The sequence below is a fragment of the Rhodoferax sp. genome, from assembly GCF_010365055.1.
GTDB lineage: Bacteria > Pseudomonadota > Gammaproteobacteria > Burkholderiales > Burkholderiaceae_C > Rhodoferax.
Genome location: NZ_JAAFHA010000023.1, coordinates 1 through 18,606, shown reverse-complemented (window position 1 = coordinate 18,606; position 18,606 = coordinate 1). Strand labels below are relative to the sequence as shown.

Genomic DNA, 18,606 nt, shown 5'->3' with positions numbered 1-18,606 from the left:
CCCATGAGCCGCCATTCATCCGCCTACCACGGCGCCCCTTCAGCATCCGCCCCCGGCGCCACCCGCTCAGACTGGGCCACGCTCAAGCGCTTGTTCCCGTATCTGTGGGAATACAAGTACCGCGTGATGGCGGCGCTGGCGTTCATGGTGGGCGCCAAGACCGCCAACGTCGGTGTGCCCTTGTTGCTCAAGCAGCTGATCGACACCATGAACCCCAAGGGCGGCATCGACGCCACCGCCTTGCTGGTGGTGCCGGCCGCCTTGCTGCTGGCCTACGGCTTGCTGCGCTTGTCCACCACCTTGTTTGCCGAGTTGCGCGAACTGGTGTTTGCCAAAGCCACCGAGGGCGCGTCGCGCACGATCTCGCTGCAGGTGTTTCGCCACCTGCATGCCCTGAGCCTGCGCTTTCACCTGGAGCGCCAGACCGGCGGCCTCACGCGCGACATCGAGCGCGGCACGCGCGCGGTCAATTCGCTGATCTCGTATTCGCTCTACAGCATCATCCCGACGCTGATCGAAGTGACCATGGTGCTGACCTACCTGGCGGTCAAGTTCGACATCTGGTTTGCCCTGATCACCATCATTGCGCTGGTGTTCTACATCAGCTTCACCGTGACCGTGACCGAGTGGCGCACCCAGTTTCGCAAGGTCATGAACGAGCTCGACTCCAAGGCGCACAGCCGGGCGATCGACTCGCTGCTGAATTTCGAGACCGTCAAGTACTTCAACAACGAGGAGTTCGAGGCCACACGCTATGACGAGAACCTGAAGAACTACCGCCTGGCTGCGCTCAAGAGCCAGCGCACCCTGAGTCTGCTCAACACCGGCCAGCAACTCATCATCGCCACTGGCCTGGTCGCCATGCTGTGGCGCGCAACGCAAGGCGTGGTGGCGGGTCACATGACGCTGGGTGACTTGGTGATGGTCAACGCCTTCATGATCCAGCTCTACATTCCGCTGGGTTTCCTGGGCGTGCTGTACCGCGAGATCAAGCAGAGCCTGACGGATCTGGACAAGATGTTCACGCTGATGGAGCGCGAGCGCGAGATTGCCGACGTGCCCGGTGCGCAACCGCTCAGGGTCGATGGCGCCAATGTCACATTCAGCCACGTCGATTTTGCGTATGACCCGGCGCGTCCCATCCTGCACGACATCAGTTTCGAGATTCCAGCGGGCAAGACCGTGGCGGTGGTCGGGCCGTCGGGCTCGGGCAAATCGACGCTGGCGCGCCTGTTGTTTCGCTTTTACGACGTGCAGCAGGGCCAGATTCTGATTGCCGGGCAGGACATCAAGCAGGTCACCCAAGCGTCTGTGCGCCAGGCCATCGGCATCGTGCCGCAAGACACGGTGCTGTTCAATGACACGGTGGAATACAACATTGCCTACGGCAAACCCGGTGCCACGCGCGAGCAAGTCGAAGAGGCGGCACGCAGCGCCCACATCCACAACTTCATCAGCGCCACTCCCAAGGGCTACGACACCATGGTGGGCGAGCGTGGGCTCAAACTGTCCGGCGGCGAAAAGCAGCGCGTGGCGATTGCCCGCACCCTGCTGAAGAACCCGCCGATTTTGATCTTTGACGAAGCCACTTCCGCGCTGGACTCCGCCAACGAGCGCGCCATTCAGGCCGAGCTGCAAAGCGTGGCGCAGAACAAGACCACGCTGGTGATTGCGCACCGACTGTCCACGGTGGTGGACGCGCACGAGATTCTGGTGATGGACGCCGGGAGGATTCTGGAGCGGGGCACGCATGCGGCGTTGCTGGCGGCGAATGGAAGGTATGCACAGATGTGGGCGCTGCAGCAATCGACGGCTGAGTAGGTTTGTTGGTGTTTTATGACTCTAGCCAGCGTGGAATATGCGTGAGCAGCTATTTAAATAATAGTGGATTGGATGAGGGATTTCTATTCCCTTGATGGCCGGGTTGGCAGCGTCACGCGTCATAGTGTTTCGGCCTGCGAATGGCTCTTGACGACCAGATGCCGTCCATCGACGCTGCTCTTTCATACCGGCCATTCGGAAGCGGCTGCCAGTATTTTTGACTGACTGTCGCTGGTGTAGCTAACTGGACATTCGCAATATCGAGTCACACCAGACATGGCTTGATCGCACGCTTTATCACTTCACGCAGTTCTTATTTATTCTCGCGTAGTATGTTCAGATACGAGCGCTCAGTGTCCTTATTTTTCCACGTTTCAGTGATGAACTCAGATAGTGCTGGTACGTCTGTCAGCAGCGTTGATGCCCATAAGCTCGGGTTGTAGTCATAAACGCGCAACATGTGATCAATATCGAAGATCGGTGCGGTTCCCTTTGCGCGAATCAAACAAACAGGTTTATTGAAGGCAATCCGCATCCCGAGTTCGAACAGGACATTGGGATTATGTTCGGTGAGATCAACGATTACTAAATCTGCGGTGTCGAGGTCATTCACAATGGTTGACTGAATAACTTCGCTGCCAGCCTTCTTCGCTGTTCTTGCATTGAAGTTGGCCTTGACGGCAGCTGGGGTGATGAGATGCTTGAGAACCTCATCAAAATATCCTGTTGCGTGCTCCTTAGACTTTTCGGAAAATGGCATGGCTACGAACGCAATTAAATGGCCAGCATTTTTTGATTCGCCGAGAATAATCGATGTGTTGCCCGCCTGCCCGCTGAAATGTGTCTGAGCATTTCCCGAGGAAACGTCCAACTCAGTGCCCTGTGACTTCATGTATGCGAGATTCGTTTGATACAGCGTATAGAACTCGTCTTGTAACGACTCAGCAATACCAAATTCTGTCTTTAGTGTGTTCTTCAGATACTGAATGTCGGGCAAATTCTCGCCTTGGTAATAGTCATATACCCTCTGGAATAGCTCGACATTTCGGAAGCCGCTAACGATGGAGCTATACGCTTCAGTTGCCGACTTTGGATACACGAGTAGTCGGCCTAGCTCTGTCAACTCAATCTTATTTGTGTCGCGGGTGCCGACGGTAAACCCGTAGTCGCGCGAGGCGGTGGTCAAGTAGAAAAAATTGTTCCCTTTACCTACACCAAGAGCATTTACGATTTCGCCGGGTGCCCAAGGATTGCCCATATTGACATTTTTGATTATGTCGGGGATCTTGCGCGCTTCTTCAAGGGAGTAGTGGGGAAACTCCCGCTTGGATTTGGGCGCAACTGGCTTCACCTTAGTTGCTCGTGCCGAACCTTTGCCAAGTGAAGACTTCACAGCTTTTGCTGGCTTCTTCGCTGTAACAGCCTTCTTTCTTGCGGTCTTCACTGAGGCGTTCGATGTTGATTCAACAGCCACGATAGGCACGGACTCATCTTTGTTCATTTCTTCCCTTATCTCAATGTGTTAGTGGGCTGAATATAGATGATCTTCTCGCAACGCTGACTGACACCCGTCCGAACGCCTTGCATTTCAATCCAAATTGAAGGTCCGCTTTAGGTTGTTGAAGCCGGTATTCACCTGCAAAACTATGTCGGTCATGGGTGAGGCCTACGGTCTGACCATGGGACTCCGCTTGCCGTGTGCTCAAGGCGAACTCTCGGTCATGGTGTGAGAAGGGGGTGTGGGTACCCGAACCTGCGCCAGCATCTTCCAGGTCAACCCAAGCGGTGCATCGGTCTTGAATGAAACCAGTTGTCGGGAAAGCCTGGCGATCTCAATGCCCTTGCGCAGATTGGCGCCAACCTGGCCCCCTACCTTGTCGGCGTTGGAGATCAGCCGGTCAAGATTGCCATTGATGCGCAGCAGCGTGGCTGCGGTTTTGCGGCCGACCTTGTCCACGCCGGGGACGCCATCCACCGCATCACCCATGAGGGCCAGCAGATCGCCCATCTGCGATGGCGTGACACCAAATTTCTCCTGCACATAAGCTGAGTCACGCCAAACGTCTTTGAAGTGGTCGTAAATACAGACCTGGTCATTGAGCAGCTGCAAAAAGTCCTTGTCCGTCGACAAAATGATGGCTCGCTCTGACCTGGCCTTGCACCATTTATCGACCAGCGCGGCAATGGCATCATCCGCTTCGATGCCCTCAACAGCAATCCAGTGCAAACCCATGTCATGCAATTCATGCTGGATGGTCAGCAAGCCATTGCGCAAGGGCTGCGGCATGGGTTTGCGGTTGGCTTGATAGCCCTCATAGAGATCATGTTTCCAGGTGCGACCTCCATGGTCGAAGACCGCAACCGCGTGGGTGGGCCTGTGCGTCTTGAGTGCGCGCTTGAACGAGCTCAGGCTTGATTTGAGGGTGTCCGCGACCTTCTCCGCGCTGTCTGGCTCGGGGATCGCCTCGTGAATACGCCTGATGATGTTCAGCGCATCAATAATTAGCAGGGACATTGTGTGATCACGTCGGTTTGAAATTTCTCACGGAGACGAAGGTGACCCCCGTCGCTCAGCCCACGTTGGGGGCGCCAGCGGTCATAGTAAGCCATTGACACCCTGCTGAAAAACCCGCCGATTTCGATCTTTGACGAAGCCACCTCGGCGTTGAACTCGGCCAACGAGCGCGCCATTCAGGCCGAGCTGCAAAGCGTGGCGAAGAACAAGACCACGCTGGTGATTGCGCACCGTTTATCCACGGTGGTGGACGCGCACGAGATTCTGGTGATGGACGCTGGCCGCATCATCGAGCGGGGTCCGCATGCCGAGCTACTGGCGGCCAATAGCCGCTATGCCCAGATGTGGGCGCTGCAGCAGAGCTCGGAGTAGTCTTGCAAGGCTGCTGGCCTGTTGCCGACCTCGGGCAGGCGCCGAATGGCTTCGGCCCGAACGCTTGCAGAGGCGTGTCCAGTAAGTGAATTATCGAGTGTACCGATGACGGACCTTAAATGAGTTCGTGAAGCCATCAATCGGCAAGAGGGCGAGCAACTCATATTTGCGTATTAGGAACGCACCATAGGTAGTCTGGCCGCCTAACCCTGGGTGCGTCATGACTAAGTAGTCGCCGTTGGCGTACTCAATGCGTGCGAACAGCGTCGTGCCGACAAGCTCTGTAGCCTTCACGCCGCTACCCGTGACCGTGAAGGTTGCAACGGCTGCGACTGAAGTTGCAGGAGCAACGTCGGCCTGGATATTCTCGCCTGTCAACAATGTGACCGAGGCGTTTGCCAAAGTGGGCGCGTACGTCACGGTTTCATCGGGTACACCGTAGCTACCGGTTGCGACCAAGGCACCGGTGCAGTCGGCGTTGTCGTAGTAGTCCTCTCTGGTAACGACAGAGAAGGTGGTGCCGCTCGTCGCCGTGGATGTTTTCGTCACTCGCATATGGTCATTGCAGTCTTCCCGCCACACGCCCTCGAATTGGGCGAGCGCCTCAATTGCTGGCGACGGAGTGGTTGGCGACTCAGTGGTTGGTGAAGCGGGGGCATCCGAGCCACCGCCGCCGCTGCCGCAGGCGACCAGAATCGACGAACTCAGAATAGCAGCAAGGAACTTCATTTGAATCTCTCCTGTTGGACAATCATGTGATGAATTCACGATCGAGCCAGTTGACATTTGTCAAGCGCGGGCTTGCCGCTACCCAATGAAAGTGTTACAGGAGTTGTGATGCCTGATCGTCGCAATCGTCGCGCTGGCCGAGGCCGGGCCGCCACTACACTCAAGCCGCTGTCAAACAATCTGCGCATCCCGCCATGGAACTACTTGTACTATTAACCTTGCTTGCCATCGGCGGCTACATGATCAAGTCGCGTGAGCAGGGCAGACGCATTGCCTTGTTGGGAAGTTATCTGGGCAAATACCAGATTGAAAAGCTGATGGAAAGCCTGACGGACGGCTACCTGCGCGCGCTGTCTGAGGTCGACCCCGAGCGCCAGGCGCAGATCTGGCACATGTTGGACGCTGCTGAGCTGACGCTGTGTGAACAGTTCAATCGTTTTGTGGCTGAGTTTTCGCTCGTCGATGAGGCGCAAACGCGGGTCAGCCGGTTGGCGTTGGCGATTCCCTGGGTCGACAGGCTGCTGCCAGACGGCACGTTCGATTTGCGTCAGGCCCTGCGAATTCACGCCGAAGGCATTGACCAAGCAGCCCAAAACAGCCGCCATCTGACGCAAAAAAGCAAGGCTTTCACCCTGTCGGCCGAGTTGTTTCTGATGCAGCACACCTGCCACTGGTTCTGCCGGTCCAAAACGGTGGCCTCGGCCCGGATGCTGATGCGCCACAAAACACCGTATGCGCAGCTACTTGAGTCTGTGTCGCCCGAGACGCGGCAGGCCTACGACGCCTTGGTTGGGCGCTAAGGCTGGGTTGATGGCGTCGCCGCCACTGGTGTCGTTGAGGCCCGTTTTTTTTGAATCTGACCAGCTGTTGTTAGCATCGACATCAACGCATCAACCAAAAGGCCCCCCTATGCAATACCGCAGTCTAGGCAAAAGCAATCTGCAAGTCTCCGCCCTGTGCCTGGGCACCATGATGTTTGGCGATCAGACCAATCAAACGGAGGCCGCCTCCATCGTGGCCGATGCCCACACCCATGGTGTGAACTACATCGATACGGCCGATGTCTACAGCAACGGCGCGTCTGAAACCATGGTGGGCGAGCTGCTCAAGGGCCAGCGCCATGACTGGGTACTCGCCACCAAGCTCGGCAACAACATGTCAGACCGGGTCAATGAAGGCCATTACTCCCGCACTTGGATGCTGCGCGAAGTAGCGGCTTCGCTGGCGCGCCTGCAAACCGATTACGTGGACATTCTGTACCTGCACCGTGATTTCAACGGCATGAGTCTGGAAGAACCGTTGCGCGCGCTGGAGGCCATGCTGCGCGCCGGCCAGATTCGCTACTGGGGTGTCTCCAATTTCCGCGGCTGGCGCATCGCCGAGCTGATGCGCCTGGCGGCCCAGCTTGGTATGCCGGGACCGGTGGTGTGCCAGCCCTACTACAACCTGCTCAACCGCATGCCCGAGGTGGAGGTGTTGCCGGCCTGTGCCCACTACGGCATTGGCGTGACGCCGTACAGTCCGGTCGCGCGCGGCGTGCTCACTGGCAAGTACCCGCCGGGGCAGACGCCAGACCCGAGCAGCCGCGCTGGCCGAGCCGACCAGCGCATGGTGGAGACCGAATTTCGCGAAGAGTCGCTGCTGATTGCCCAGCAGCTCAAGCGCCATGCTGAAAGCCGGGGCATCAGCCTGGCGCAGTTCGCCACCGCCTGGGTGCTGGCCAACCCGGCGGTCAGCTCGGTCATAGCCGGGCCGCGCACGCTCCAGCAGTGGCAGGACTACCTGCCCGCGCTGGACTATGCGGTCACCGACGAGGACGAGGCGCTGGTGGATGGGCTGGTTCAACCGGGCCACCCCTCCACCCCTGGCTACACCGACCCGGCCTATCCCTTGAATGGCCGGGTACGCCGGGCGCGATAGCACGGCGCGTGCATCGATTTTTCACCTGACGGGGCTGCTCAGCCCATTGGGTTTCAGTGGACATATTTGATGAAAGTTAACGCTGGCCCCCGTCGACGTTCATTGAGCCGCTATCAAAATATATGGCGTCCGTGGCACGGCGATGCTGCTGGCTCTTCACCGAGGCGGGCCGACAGAGCGGGGTCAACCCATGCAAATCGCGCATAATTGCCGCCCATGGAAACCAAATGGCTGGAAGATTTCGTCAGTTTGGCTGAGACCCGCAGTTTCAGCCGGTCCGCGCAACTGCGTCACGTCACGCAGCCGGCGTTTTCGCGGCGCATTCAGTCGCTTGAAACATGGGCTGGCACCGATCTGGTGGATCGAAGCAACTACCCGACCCGCCTCACCCCGGCCGGTGAAACCCTCTATGACCAGTCGCTGGAGGTGTTGCAGGCCCTGCAAAGCACGCGCGCGATGCTGCGCGGCCATACCTCCGTCGGGCAGGATGTGATTGAATTCGCCGTGCCACACACACTGGCGTTCACGTTTTTTCCGGCGTGGGTATCGGCATTGCGGCAACAATTTGGCCCGATCAAAAGCCGCCTGATTGCGCTCAATGTGCACGACGCCGTCATGCGTCTGGTGGAGGGGAGTTGCGACCTGTTGATTGCCTACCATCATCCGTCGCAGCCGTTCCAGCTTGATGCGGATCGTTATGAGATGGTCAGTCTGGGTGAAGAGGTGGTGGCACCTTATTCCAAGCCGGATGCCGACGGTGCTCCGATGTTTCAGTTGCCAGGGCGCGCCGGTCAGCCCTTGCCCTACCTGGGTTATGCGCCTGGCGCCTATCTGGGGCAGATGGTGGACCTGATCCTCAAGCAATCAAACACCGCCATTCATTTCGACCGCGTTTATGAGACCGACATGGCAGAAGGCCTGAAGGCGATGGCACTGGAAGGCCATGGCATCGCCTTTTTGCCTTTTAGTGCTGTCAAGAAGGATTTAAGCGCCAGAAGACTGGTGAGTGCGGTGCCGCTGGACCTGAAAGGTCTGCAGATCACGATGGAGATACGGGTCTACCGGGAACGGCCCTTGAGCAAGGAAAGCGGCAAAGTTGGGGGTCATAGGACGGCACCATCCGCTGAGCGCGTGGCCAAGAGTGCTGCGCAAGCCTTGTGGGACTATCTGTTGGCGCAGGGCCGAAAGGATCCGACCGATGTTGTGCCGCAATAGCTCGATCCCACCGGCCGATTTGGAACCATACCGACCATGACGCAAGCCAAAGCTCTCTCCCTCACCCTGACCCGGCCCGATGACTGGCACTTGCACGTGCGTGATGGCGACGCCCTGCGCACGGTGGTGCCGCACAGCGCCTTTCAATTTGGCCGTGCCATCATCATGCCCAACCTGCGGCCACCGGTGACCACCACGCAAGCCGCGCTGGCCTACCAAGCGCGTATCCAGGCCGCGGTGCCACCCGGCGTTGAGTTCCAGCCGCTGATGACGCTCTACCTGACCGACAACTTGCCCCCCGATGAAATCAAGCGTGCGCGGGATGCCGGCGTGGTGGCGGTCAAACTGTATCCGGCCGGCGCCACCACCAACAGCGACGCAGGCGTGACCGACCTGCGCAAGACCTACAAAACGCTGGAGGCCATGCAGCGCGCGGGCCTGCTGTTGCTGCTGCACGGTGAAGTGACCGCGCCCGAGATTGACATTTTTGACCGTGAGGCGGTGTTCATTGACACGCAGTTGATCCCCTTGCGCCATGATTTTCCTGAATTGAAAATCGTGTTCGAGCACATCACCACCCGCGACGCTGCGCAGTACGTGCGGGACGCTGATCGCTTCACCGCCGCGACGCTCACCGCACATCATTTGCTCTACAACCGCAATGCCATCTTTACCGGCGGCATTCGCCCGCACTACTACTGCTTGCCGGTGTTGAAGCGGGAAGTTCACCGCCAGGCCTTGCTTGCCGCGGCCACCGGTGGTTCCAGCAAGTTCTTTCTGGGCACGGACAGTGCGCCGCATCCGGCCCACCTGAAAGAGAACGCGTCGGGCTGCGCCGGCTGCTACACGGCGCACGCCGCCATGGAGATGTATGCCGAAGCGTTTGACTCGGTCGGTGCGCTGGACAAGCTGGAGGCTTTTGCCAGTTTCAACGGCGCCGATTTCTATGGTTTGCCGCGCAACGCTGGCACCATCACGTTGAAGCGCGAGGAGTGGACGCCGCCCGAGCGTTTTACTTATGGCGACGCCGAGCTCAAGCCTTTGGGCGCGGGCGAAACGCTGCCGTGGAGGCTTGTATGAGTGCACGCGAGGCGCGACGGCCCGAACCGCAAATTGCCTTGCTGATTGACGCGGACAACTCGCCTGCCGCCAAGATCGACGCGATCCTGACCGAGCTTTCCACCTTTGGCGTGACCAACGTGCGCCGAGCCTATGGCAACTGGAAAAAGAACGAACTCAAGGGCTGGGAGGAAAAACTGCACGAGCACGCTATCCGTCCTATGCAGCAGTTTGACTATTCAAAAGGCAAGAATGCCAGCGACATGGCGATGGTGATCGATGCGCTGGAACTGCTGTACACCGATCAGCCGGATGCGTTCGGCATCGTTTCGTCGGATGCAGATTTCACGCCCCTGGTGATGCACTTGCGCGCCAAGGGGGCGGCCGTTTACGGATTTGGCGCCCAGAAAACGCCCGAGCCCTTTGTCAACGCATGCTCCCGATTCCTATATCTTGACCGTCTGGGTGCTGTCGATGGCATTGATATGCCTGTCGCGACCGCCCCCGCTGTTTCGACGGAGGTCGGCGCAGCCCCGGCCAAACTATCGCAGCCCTTGCGCGTGCCCACTGAACAACTGCGAAAAGACACCAAGCTTCTCAGCTTGCTCCGGGGCGCCGTCATTGCGTGCGAGGACGAAGATGGCTGGGCAGGGGTCGGTCCGGTGGGTACTCACATCGGCAACAAAGCCTCGTTCGACTCGCGCAACTATGGCTATGCCACACTGAGCAAGCTGTTGGCCGCAACAGGTGTCTTCGACCTGCGTGACGAAGGAACGTCCAGAGTCAGTGTGCGCGACAAGCAGCATTTTCTGGCGTTGGCCGTGACATGAACGGCCTGCCCGCTGCGGTGTCAGCGGTAGGCGACATTGACTGGACCGCACCCTGGCTCGCGCCGTGGCGGGCAGCGGGCGAGGCGCTGGCGCAGCGTGTACGAGACGGCGAACCCCAGCCCGAGGCCCTGAATCTGGCCGCGCGATCGCTGGCGCGGTTCCCGGTGCGCTTCGTGCCACAAAGCGAGCTACCCACCGGCGTGGCTTACGAGCAGCACATTTTCGACACGGGGCGCGTGCCGACACGGGACGGCTTGCACGACTTCTTCAATGGCTTGTGCTGGCTGCAGTTTCCGCTGACGAAGACGCGGCTCAACGAACTGCAGGCCGCGCAGATTGCGCACAGCGGCATCCAGCCGGTGCGCGGGCCCACGCGTGACAGCTTGACGGTGTTTGACGAGAACGCCGCCCTGCTGCAGGCGCCGGATGCGCTGTGGGACGCGCTGGTGCGCAAAGACTGGCAGCGTCTGTTTGTTGAACTGCGCCCGCTGTGGCGAGAGGCGCAGCTGCTGCTGTTCGGGCACGCCTTGCTGGAAAAGCTGGTTTCACCAAGAAAAGCGATCACAGCCCACGTCTACCGGGCGCAAGCAGCTAGTCATTTGATAGCGGACATCGATACATGGCTGGCGCAGGACCTCACGGCCGACAAGTTGGCGGCCAAGCCGTTTGCCCACTTGCCAGTGATGGGCGTGCCCGGCTGGTGCGGCGCCAACGAAGACCCGGCGTTTTATGCCGACGCCAGCGTGTTTCGCCTGCCCCAGGCCGGACCCGCCGGATCGGCCGGGGCCGCTCTTGAATGCCCGTAAACTTCATGGGCCATTGCGGCGCCAAAGTCTTGAAATCGCGCGCGGCGCCCCTAACATCCCTCCCAATGGTTCGCTGGTTTGAGCCCTCTTAGAAAGAAAAAATCATGAAACGGATACTCTTGTTTGTTTTGACCAATGTGGCGGTGGTGGCGGTGCTGGGCATCGTGGCCAGCCTGCTGGGCGTCAACCGTTACCTGACCCCGGCCGGACTCGACCTGGGTTCCTTGCTCGGCTTCGCCATGGTCATTGGCTTTGGTGGCGCCACCATCTCGCTGTTGATCAGCAAGCCGATGGCGAAATGGACCACGGGCGTGCGCATCATCACGCAGCCGCAAAACGTGGACGAAGCCTGGATTGTGGAGACCGTGCGCAAACTGGCCACCACCGCTGGCATCGGCATGCCGGAAGTCGGCATTTTTGACGGTGCGCCCAACGCTTTTGCCACCGGTGCCTTCAAGAACTCGGCGCTGGTGGCGGTGTCAACGGGCTTGCTGCAGGGCATGACGCGGGAAGAGATTGAGGCCGTGATCGGCCATGAAATCGCCCACGTGGCCAATGGCGACATGGTCACCATGGCCCTGATTCAAGGGGTGATGAACACCTTTGTCGTGTTCCTGAGCCGCGTCATCGCCTACGCCATTGACGGTTTCCTGCGCAAGGGCGACGAGCGCTCCAGCGGACCCGGCATCGGCTACATGGTGACAACGATTGTGCTGGACATCGTGCTCGGCTTTGCCGCCGCGATGGTCGTCGCCTGGTTCTCGCGCCACCGTGAATTCCGCGCCGACGCGGGTGCCGCCAAGCTGATGAACCGCAAGCAACCGATGATCAATGCCCTGGCGCGCTTGGGCGGCATGGTGCCCGCTGAACTGCCCAAGAGCATGTCGGCCATGGGCATCGCCGGTGGCATCGGCAAGCTGTTTTCAACCCACCCGCCGATCGAAGAGCGCATTGCGGCGCTGCAGAGCGCACCGCTCTGAGCCGGGCCGCATGGCACTCTCCACCTGGCTGGCGTTTTTCGCCGCTTCCTGGGCTATCAGTATCTCGCCCGGGCCGGGCGCGATTGCCTCGATGAGCGCCGGCTTGAACCATGGTTTCAAGCGCGGCTATGTCACCATTTTTGGCTTGGTGCTGGGCATCTGGACGCAACTGCTGATCGTCGGTGTGGGCCTGGGTGCACTGGTGGCGGCTTCCAGCACCGCGTTTACCGTCGTCAAGTGGCTGGGCGTGGCGTATCTGGTGTGGCTGGGCATTGCGCAGTGGCGCGCCCCGGCGCGTCCCATGGTGGCAGTGTCTGATTCCGGCATGTCGGTCAGTCAGCGCTCGATGATTTTGCGGGCCTGGATGATCAATGTGGTCAACCCCAAGGGCACCGTGTTTCTGCTGGCGGTGGTGCCGCAGTTCATGAACCTGTCACAGCCGCTGCTGCCGCAGTACCTGACCATTGGTGCCACGCTGGCGTTCACCGACATGGTGGTCATGGCGGGTTACACCGCGTTGGCAGCCAGGGTGCTGGGTGCCTTGAAAGACCCCTCCCACATTCGCGCCATGAATCGCACCTTTGGCAGTTTGTTTGTGCTGGCGGGGTCCCTGCTGGCGCTGTTCAAACGGGCCGGCTGAGGGGGCATCACGCCGACGGGACTGCGCTAGCGCCAGAGCCAGCGTCCTGATCCATGCCTGATCTTGTTCAAGCAAAGACTTCATGGGCTATTAATAGTGATAGCTAATGACGCTTATGGCACGCGGGCTAGAGCCTGATTTGTCTCTGAAGTTTTGAGCGGCAAGCCAGGGTGATGCGCGGGTGACCCATGGCTTCCAGGTTGTCAGAATGGCATTGCATTCTTTGCAGGCTGGCTGGGCGGGTGGGTCGAAGGCCGGTACCATTGACCACCTCACCACGAATTCTTGCAGGGCTCCAACATGTCTCATTCTTCGCCTTCGGTCAGCTGTCACGACGTCCTCGCCGGCAAAGCGTCCCTGGGGCCGGCCGAGGCCGAAGTGACCATCAAAGGCTGGGTGAAAACCCGCCGCGATTCCAAGGCCGGCCTGTCCTTCGTCAATGTGTCTGACGGCTCCTGCTTTCATCCGGTGCAGGTGGTGGCCCCTAACACGCTGGCCAACTACGCCGACGAGGTGCAGCGGCTCACGGCCGGCTGCGCGCTTGAAGCCACGGGCGTGATCGTGCCCTCACCGGCCAAGGGCCAGCCCTTTGAAATGCAGGCCAGCGCCATCAAGGTGGTCGGCTGGGTGGACGATCCCGACACCTACCCGATCACACCGAAGGCGCACAGCATGGAGTTCCTGCGCGAGGTCGCCCATTTGCGGCCGCGCACCAACGTGTTTGGCGCAGTGACCCGGGTGCGCCACACGATTGCGTCGGCGATTCATCGCTTCTTTGACGAGCAGGCTTTTTGCTGGGTGAACACGCCGATCATCACCACCTCGGACGCTGAAGGAGCCGGCGAGCTGTTTCGCGTCTCCACCTTGGACCTGATGAACCTGCCCAAGCGGCCCGACGGCAAGATTGATTTTTCGCAGGACTTTTTTGGCAAGGAGGCGTTCTTGACCGTGTCGGGCCAGCTCAACGTAGAGACCTACTGCATGGCGCTGTCCAAGGTCTACACCTTTGGCCCGACCTTTCGCGCCGAGAATTCCAACACCTCACGCCACCTGGCCGAATTCTGGATGATCGAGCCGGAGATCGCCTTTGCCGATCTGGCCGACGACGCCACGCTGGCCGAAGCACTGCTCAAATACATCATCACGCGGGTGCTGGCTGAGCGCGCTGACGACATGGCTTTCTTCGAGGAGCGGGTCGAAAAAGGCCTGATTGCGAAACTGGAGCACATCGTCAAATCCGAATTCGTGCGCATGGATTACACCGAGGCGATCCGCGTGCTGGAGAACACCAAAGAAAAGTTTGACTACCCGGTCAAGTGGGGCATCGACCTGCAGTCCGAGCACGAACGCTACATCGCTGAAAAGCACGTCAACGGCCCGACCGTGCTGATGAACTACCCGAAAGAGATCAAGGCGTTTTACATGCGGCTATCAAGCGATGAAAAAACGGTTGCGGCGATGGATGTGCTGGCACCCGGCATTGGCGAAATCATTGGCGGCTCGCAGCGCGAGGAGCGCCTGGACGTGCTGGACCGGCGCATGGTGGAGTGCGGGCTCGATCCGGCGCACTACGGCTGGTACCGTGACCTGCGGCGTTATGGCACGGTGCCGCACGCGGGCTTCGGCCTGGGTTTTGAGCGCACCGTTTCCTACATCACCGGCGTGTCCAATGTCCGCGATGTGATTCCGTTCCCCAGAACGCCGGGCCACGCGCGCTACTGAGCGTGACGGAGAGCTACTGAGCGCTGTGCTGGCGCCTGGCCACAGCCTCGGCCACCCGGATGCCGTCGACACCGGCCGACAAGATGCCCCCGGCATAGCCGGCGCCTTCGCCAGCTGGGTAGAGTCCGCGCGTATTGACACTCTGGAAATCGTCGCCGCGCGGCATGCGCAAGGGCGACGAGGTGCGCGTTTCCACCCCTGTCAGCACAGCGTCCGGCATGTCAAAGCCTTTGATCTTCTGCCCAAACGCCGGCAGCGCCTCGCGCAGGGCCGCAATGGCGTAATGGGGCAGGGCGGGGTGCAAGTCACCCAGTTTCACGCCCGGTTGGTAGGACGGCTGCACCGAGCCGAAGGTGCTCGATGCCTTCCCCCGAATGAACTCACCCACCAGTTGACCGGGCGCTTCGTAGTTGCTGCCACCCAGCACATAGGCCCCTGATTCAAGCTGGCGCTGCAGGTTGATGCCGGCCAGCGGATGCACAGCCTGCGCATTCGTTGCTCTTAATTCAATAGCTTCAAGTGCATACGCGGCGCCGGCTACAGCCCCAAAGGCCTGTATGAATGCGGCATCGTCCTGCGGGTAGTCCAGGGGTTCAATGGCCACCACCAGGCCGGCGTTGGCGTTGCGCTCGTTGCGCGAATACTGGCTCATGCCGTTGGTCACCACCCGGCCTGGCTCGGAGGTGGCGGCGACCACGGTGCCGCCGGGGCACATGCAGAAGCTGTACACCGCGCGGCCGTTTTGCGCGTGGTGAACCAGTTTGTAGTCGGCCGCGCCCAGGCTGGGGTGGCCAGCGTGGCGGCCCCAGCGGGCACGGTCGATCACGCTTTGCGGGTGCTCAATGCGAAAGCCGACCGAGAACGGCTTGGCATCCATCGTCACACCGCGCTCATGCAGCATGGCAAAGGTGTCGCGCGCGCTGTGGCCCAGCGCCAGCACCACCTGGTCAGCGCGTAGCTCGTAGCTTTGGCCGGTGGCCTGGTCCAACACGGTCAGGCCGCGCACCTGACGGCCTTGTGCGCTGTTCTCCACCCGCATGTCAGTGACGCGTTGTTGAAAGCGAATCTCGCCACCGAGCGTGATGATCTGTGCGCGCAGGTTTTCCACCACCTTGACCAGCTTGAAGGTGCCAATGTGTGGGTGCGCATCGACCAGAATCTCGGACGGCGCGCCGGCTTTGACGAACTCTTCCATCACTTTGCGGCCCAAATAGCGCGGGTCTTTGATCTGGCTCCACAGCTTGCCGTCGGAGAAGGTGCCGGCCCCGCCTTCGCCAAACTGCACATTGGATTCTGGGTTGAGCACATGCTTGCGCCACAGGCCCCAGGTGTCCTGGGTGCGTTCGCGCACCTTTTTTCCGCGTTCCAGCACGATCGGCTTGAAGCCCATCTGCGCCAGCAACAGCGCCGCAAAAATGCCGCAGGGGCCAAAGCCCACCACCACCGGGCGCAGTGGCAGATCGGCTGGCGCGTGGGCGACCAGGTGGTAAGCCATGTCGGGTGTCGGCTGGATGTGCGGGTTGCTGGCGTTGCGTTGCAGCAGCGACTGTTCCAGCGCCGGGTCGGCCAGCGTCACATCAACCAGGTAAACCACCCGCACTTGCGCCATGCGGGCATCAAAACTGCGTTTGAAAATCTGCCAACCGGTGACATCAGTCGCTGCCACGCCCAAGGTTTTGAGTACCAGCGCGTTGAGGCCGTCGTGCGTGTGGTCAAGCGCGAGCTTGAGTTCGGAGAGTCGGATCATGGTGCAGCGCCTTTTGGCTTGTGTTTATCAAGCAGAGGGTGCAGATTTTAAGAGCTGCGTCGGCCACGCAGTCTTGGGCCGGGAACCTCATACTGTCAAAGGCCCAGAAATCGGCCCCCAGCCCAAGCCCCCCTATTCGTTGCGGTGTCGGGGGGCTGTAAAAGCCCTTGGCTACAAATTTCACTGGCTTTTGGTGCCCATTGTGGCCGGTGAGGCTCCGCCTTGACCAGCTCCTTCGCTGCGTTTGCGGCCATTGGACTGGCCCAAGTGATCTCACATAATGGGTCAACTCCGGCCACTCGCAGAATCGCTCGATACCGGACATGGCGATCACCTACAGCCGAAATTCAGGCCAAAATTTCGGCGCACTTTGCACGCACCACTGCGCTGCCTGCAACGGAGTGATGTCTTGGTAACCATGGATCGTTCGCTGAAAGCCTATCCGGTCGACGCTGTTTGGACATGGGTGTAATGAAACGGTAGCACGGAGTCCCCTACTGCTCGACAAAGGCGCGTTCCACCACGTAGTCGCCCGGCGTGGTGGTGCTACCTTCCTTGAAGCCCTTGGCTTCGAGAATGGCCCGCATGTCTTTATTGAGGTCAGGGCTACCGCAAATCATGATGCGATCCCGAGTGGGGTCCAGCAGTGGTAAGCCCAAATCTTTGGAAATCTGGTTCGTTTCCATCAATGTGGTGATGCGCCCCTGGTGCTCGAAGGACTCGCGGGTCACCGTGGGGTAGTACAACATCTGGTTGGACACCATCTCACCCAGGATTTCATGCTGAGGCAACTCGGTCTTCAAGTACGCGTGGTAGGCCAGTTCGGAGACTTCGCGAACACCGTGCACCACAATGACTTTTTCAAAGTGCTCATAGGTTTCGGGATCGCGCGCCACGCTCAGGAACGGGGCCAATCCAGTGCCACTGCCCAGCAGGTACAGGTTTTTACCGGGCAGCAGGTAGTCAATCAACAAGGTGCCAGTGGGCTTGCGGCTTACGATAATTTTGTCGCCCACCTGGATGTGCTGCAGGCGCGAGGTGAGTGGACCATCTTGCACCTTGATGCTCAAAAACTCCAAATGCTCTTCGTAGTTGGCGCTGACGATGCTGTAGGCACGCAGTAGCGGCTTGTCATTGACCCGCAAGCCGATCATCGTGAAATGCCCGTTGGAAAAGCGCAGACTCGTGTCCCGCGTGGTGGTGAAGCTGAACAGCCGGTCTGTCCAGTGGTGAACGCTCAATACGGTTTCTTCCAGAAACGCACTCATGTTTGTGTGTGTTCGTAGGTCAGTTGTGAGAGCTTGCCGGTCCTGTCTTTCCACTCTGGTGCATCTGGCAGCGGTGCCTTGCGCGTGCTGATGCGCTTCCAGGTGGGTAGCTTGGTCAGTTCGGCGTTGAGTGCGGTCATGTGGCGTTGGTCGGCGGGCACGTCCTCTTCGGAATAGATGGCATTGACCGGACACTCGGGAATGCAGACCGCGCAGTCGATGCATTCATCGGGATCAATGGTTAGGAAATTGGGGCCCTCCAGGAAGCAATCCACGGGGCACACGTCCACGCAATCGGTGTACTTGCACCGAATGCAGCTTTCAGTCACGACGAGGGTCATGCGACGCTCCTTTCATTTGTTGGGTTGATTGCTTTTTCGAGGCGCACCGGCACGTACTTGTGCCAAGGGGTTCCTACAAACGGGTCCCTGTCGGCGGTGTTGGTCAGTTCGTTGAGCGAAACGCCCCGCCGGTCCAGCGTTCCATCGGCGCGGCGGTAGTCAATGCCGTGTCCATTGGGCAGGGACACGTGGCCGCTCTGGAGTTCGTCGGTGAGTTCAATTGGCGCTTGCACACTTCCGCGTGGCGTCGTGAGCGTGATCCAATCACCTTCGCCGCAACCCAAGGCGCCGGCATCGTGCGGATGTATGCGCAAAATTCCAAAATCACCTTTCTTGTGCCAGTCCGGATTGCGGATGGATGTATTGCTGGTGTCATTGCGCCGCTCACCGGAAGACAGGATGAACGGGTAGAGCGGGTCCTTGTGCGGTAGCTTGGAGTCCAGGCTTTCGAGCTCTGCCAGCATCTCTTCAATGCAGAGATTGACTTTGTTGTCCGGCAGGCGCACCGCCTTCCAGCTATCGGAATATTTGCTCAGGGCAAAGATGAGTAAGCACGCGGCCAACCCATCTTGACCACAGCGCAGTGGCTGTGTCTGGGAATCAAAGAGATTGAATATGCGGCTGGCCGCCAAGGGCCATGT

General features: G+C 59.7%; 17 protein-coding genes and 1 pseudogene. 11 read left to right on the top strand and 7 right to left on the bottom strand.

Annotated elements, in window-relative coordinates; genetic code table 11:
• The first annotated feature begins 3 nt into the window (after nt 1-3).
• Nucleotides 4-1,821, top strand: a complete 1,818-nt coding sequence (locus GZ093_RS07680) for an ABC transporter ATP-binding protein/permease (protein WP_296484365.1) — start codon at nt 4-6, stop codon at nt 1,819-1,821.
• A 313-nt stretch (nt 1,822-2,134) separates the two neighbouring features.
• Here the strand turns inward: GZ093_RS07680 and GZ093_RS07675 are convergent, their stop codons facing one another.
• A complete protein-coding gene (locus GZ093_RS07675; protein ID WP_296484363.1) occupies nt 2,135-3,322 on the bottom strand; it encodes a hypothetical protein in 1,188 nt (395 codons plus the stop codon).
• A gap of 201 nt (nt 3,323-3,523) precedes the next feature.
• The gene (locus tag GZ093_RS07670; protein WP_296484361.1) at nt 3,524-4,336 is read right to left on the bottom strand and encodes a 5'-3' exonuclease H3TH domain-containing protein; all 813 of its coding nucleotides are present in this window, start codon (nt 4,334-4,336) and stop codon (nt 3,524-3,526) included.
• 99 nt (nt 4,337-4,435) lie between these two features.
• Here GZ093_RS07670 and GZ093_RS07665 point away from each other — a divergent pair.
• A pseudogene (locus GZ093_RS07665) lies at nt 4,436-4,708 on the top strand (metal ABC transporter permease); the annotation flags it as partial.
• A gap of 90 nt (nt 4,709-4,798) precedes the next feature.
• On the opposite strand, the gene GZ093_RS07660 reads toward GZ093_RS07665, so the two are convergent.
• Entirely contained in the window at nt 4,799-5,437 is a 639-nt protein-coding gene (locus tag GZ093_RS07660) for a hypothetical protein (protein ID WP_296484359.1), read from the bottom strand.
• Between the two features lie 194 nt (nt 5,438-5,631).
• Here GZ093_RS07660 and GZ093_RS07655 point away from each other — a divergent pair, with 194 nt between their 5' ends.
• The 9 genes from GZ093_RS07655 to asnS all read left to right on the top strand — a co-directional run bounded on the left by GZ093_RS07655 (nt 5,632) and on the right by asnS (nt 14,609).
• A complete protein-coding gene (locus tag GZ093_RS07655; RefSeq protein WP_296484355.1) occupies nt 5,632-6,237 on the top strand; it encodes a hypothetical protein in 606 nt (201 codons plus the stop codon).
• 109 nt (nt 6,238-6,346) lie between these two features.
• Nucleotides 6,347-7,357 carry an aldo/keto reductase gene (locus tag GZ093_RS07650; RefSeq protein ID WP_296484347.1) on the top strand — a complete coding sequence of 337 codons (1,011 nt, stop codon included), beginning with the start codon at nt 6,347-6,349 and terminating at the stop codon, nt 7,355-7,357.
• Between the two features lie 216 nt (nt 7,358-7,573).
• Complete coding sequence (locus GZ093_RS07645; protein WP_296484344.1) at nt 7,574-8,572, top strand: LysR substrate-binding domain-containing protein; 999 nt, start codon at nt 7,574-7,576, stop codon at nt 8,570-8,572.
• Nucleotides 8,573-8,608: 36 nt separating this feature from the next.
• Nucleotides 8,609-9,652 carry a dihydroorotase gene (pyrC, locus tag GZ093_RS07640; RefSeq protein ID WP_296484342.1) on the top strand — a complete coding sequence of 348 codons (1,044 nt, stop codon included), beginning with the start codon at nt 8,609-8,611 and terminating at the stop codon, nt 9,650-9,652.
• Nucleotides 9,649-10,461, top strand: a complete 813-nt coding sequence (locus GZ093_RS07635; protein WP_296484341.1) for an NYN domain-containing protein — start codon at nt 9,649-9,651, stop codon at nt 10,459-10,461. Before pyrC ends, GZ093_RS07635 begins: the two co-directional genes overlap by 4 nt.
• Entirely contained in the window at nt 10,458-11,267 is an 810-nt protein-coding gene (locus tag GZ093_RS07630) for a DUF3025 domain-containing protein (RefSeq protein WP_296484338.1), read from the top strand. The genes GZ093_RS07635 and GZ093_RS07630 overlap by 4 nt, the downstream gene beginning before the upstream one ends.
• A gap of 104 nt (nt 11,268-11,371) precedes the next feature.
• Nucleotides 11,372-12,247 carry a protease HtpX gene (htpX, locus tag GZ093_RS07625; RefSeq protein ID WP_296484335.1) on the top strand — a complete coding sequence of 292 codons (876 nt, stop codon included), beginning with the start codon at nt 11,372-11,374 and terminating at the stop codon, nt 12,245-12,247.
• A 10-nt stretch (nt 12,248-12,257) separates the two neighbouring features.
• A complete protein-coding gene (locus tag GZ093_RS07620; protein ID WP_296484332.1) occupies nt 12,258-12,887 on the top strand; it encodes a LysE family transporter in 630 nt (209 codons plus the stop codon).
• 300 nt (nt 12,888-13,187) lie between these two features.
• Nucleotides 13,188-14,609 (top strand): asparagine--tRNA ligase, encoded by a 1,422-nt coding sequence (gene asnS / locus GZ093_RS07615; protein WP_296484328.1) that lies wholly within the window; start codon nt 13,188-13,190, stop codon nt 14,607-14,609.
• Nucleotides 14,610-14,622: 13 nt separating this feature from the next.
• Here asnS and GZ093_RS07610 read toward each other — a convergent pair whose 3' ends face one another.
• From GZ093_RS07610 to GZ093_RS07595, 4 genes are all read right to left on the bottom strand, one after another.
• Nucleotides 14,623-16,356, bottom strand: a complete 1,734-nt coding sequence (locus GZ093_RS07610; protein WP_296484325.1) for an FAD-dependent protein — start codon at nt 16,354-16,356, stop codon at nt 14,623-14,625.
• A 494-nt stretch (nt 16,357-16,850) separates the two neighbouring features.
• Complete coding sequence (locus GZ093_RS07605; protein WP_296484324.1) at nt 16,851-17,624, bottom strand: ferredoxin--NADP reductase; 774 nt, start codon at nt 17,622-17,624, stop codon at nt 16,851-16,853.
• Nucleotides 17,621-17,965 (bottom strand): ferredoxin FdxA, encoded by a 345-nt coding sequence (fdxA, locus tag GZ093_RS07600; protein ID WP_296484321.1) that lies wholly within the window; start codon nt 17,963-17,965, stop codon nt 17,621-17,623. The genes GZ093_RS07605 and fdxA overlap by 4 nt, the downstream gene beginning before the upstream one ends.
• On the bottom strand, nt 17,962-18,606 hold a 645-nt coding region (locus GZ093_RS07595), incomplete at its 5' end, for a molybdopterin dinucleotide binding domain-containing protein (protein WP_296484319.1). The genes fdxA and GZ093_RS07595, both read right to left, overlap by 4 nt.

Coding starts and splice junctions, on each gene's coding strand:
- GZ093_RS07675 (WP_296484363.1), bottom strand. CDS start 3,322: ATGAACAAAGATGAGTCCGTGCCTATCGTGGCTGTTGAATCAACATCG.
- GZ093_RS07680 (WP_296484365.1), top strand. CDS start 4: ATGAGCCGCCATTCATCCGCCTACCACGGCGCCCCTTCAGCATCCGCC.
- htpX (WP_296484335.1), top strand. CDS start 11,372: ATGAAACGGATACTCTTGTTTGTTTTGACCAATGTGGCGGTGGTGGCG.
- asnS (WP_296484328.1), top strand. CDS start 13,188: ATGTCTCATTCTTCGCCTTCGGTCAGCTGTCACGACGTCCTCGCCGGC.
- GZ093_RS07645 (WP_296484344.1), top strand. CDS start 7,574: ATGGAAACCAAATGGCTGGAAGATTTCGTCAGTTTGGCTGAGACCCGC.
- GZ093_RS07630 (WP_296484338.1), top strand. CDS start 10,458: ATGAACGGCCTGCCCGCTGCGGTGTCAGCGGTAGGCGACATTGACTGG.
- GZ093_RS07650 (WP_296484347.1), top strand. CDS start 6,347: ATGCAATACCGCAGTCTAGGCAAAAGCAATCTGCAAGTCTCCGCCCTG.
- GZ093_RS07670 (WP_296484361.1), bottom strand. CDS start 4,336: ATGTCCCTGCTAATTATTGATGCGCTGAACATCATCAGGCGTATTCAC.
- GZ093_RS07660 (WP_296484359.1), bottom strand. CDS start 5,437: ATGAAGTTCCTTGCTGCTATTCTGAGTTCGTCGATTCTGGTCGCCTGC.
- GZ093_RS07635 (WP_296484341.1), top strand. CDS start 9,649: ATGAGTGCACGCGAGGCGCGACGGCCCGAACCGCAAATTGCCTTGCTG.
- GZ093_RS07605 (WP_296484324.1), bottom strand. CDS start 17,624: ATGAGTGCGTTTCTGGAAGAAACCGTATTGAGCGTTCACCACTGGACA.
- GZ093_RS07655 (WP_296484355.1), top strand. CDS start 5,632: ATGGAACTACTTGTACTATTAACCTTGCTTGCCATCGGCGGCTACATG.
- pyrC (WP_296484342.1), top strand. CDS start 8,609: ATGACGCAAGCCAAAGCTCTCTCCCTCACCCTGACCCGGCCCGATGAC.
- fdxA (WP_296484321.1), bottom strand. CDS start 17,965: ATGACCCTCGTCGTGACTGAAAGCTGCATTCGGTGCAAGTACACCGAT.
- GZ093_RS07610 (WP_296484325.1), bottom strand. CDS start 16,356: ATGATCCGACTCTCCGAACTCAAGCTCGCGCTTGACCACACGCACGAC.
- GZ093_RS07620 (WP_296484332.1), top strand. CDS start 12,258: ATGGCACTCTCCACCTGGCTGGCGTTTTTCGCCGCTTCCTGGGCTATC.